This window comes from Phyllobacterium sp. P5_D12, from assembly GCF_054049495.1.
Map to the genome: position 1 here is coordinate 1 of NZ_JBFUMG010001208.1, position 514 is coordinate 514.

The window sequence follows — 514 nt, forward strand, 5'->3', positions numbered from 1 at the left end:
CTCCATAAGAAGGGCCCTCCATAAGAAGGGCCAGAAGCACTCTCCCACTCCCGGCCCCATAGTCTACTAGTCAGCGTATTGACCGGCCGCCTCAATGACCGGCTTCCAGCGGGTCACTTCGCTCTCGAGCTTCGTCTTCAGCCCGGCGGGTGTTGCTTCTGCATCAGTCGACGGCACCGTRCCCAGTTCARCAAATCGAGCGACGATGTTGGGATCTTTCAATGCCTTTTGCAGGGATGCCGAAAGTTTCTGCGTTACCTCTGCAGGGGTTCCCTTTGGCGCGTAAATGCCGTGCCAAATACCTACCTGCATGCCCGGCAGGCCAGCTTCCGCGACGGTTGGAACATCGGGAAGTGCATCGAGTCTCTTGGCCGATGTCACTCCGTAGGCTTTGATCGTACCGCCTTTGATCTGTTTGGTTGTATTGGTGGTCTGGTCGCACATCAAATCCACCTGACCACCCAGGAGATCTGTCATGGCAGGACCAGTGCCTTTGTAAGGTACAGTTGTCAGC

General features: G+C 56.2%; 1 protein-coding gene. It reads right to left on the reverse strand.

Features of this window, described 5'->3' with window-relative positions; all coding sequences use genetic code 11:
* Window positions 1–66: 66 nt before the first annotated feature.
* On the reverse strand, window positions 67–514 hold a 448-nt coding region (locus ACXJ5O_RS29535), incomplete at its 5' end, for a tripartite tricarboxylate transporter substrate-binding protein (RefSeq protein WP_457302996.1).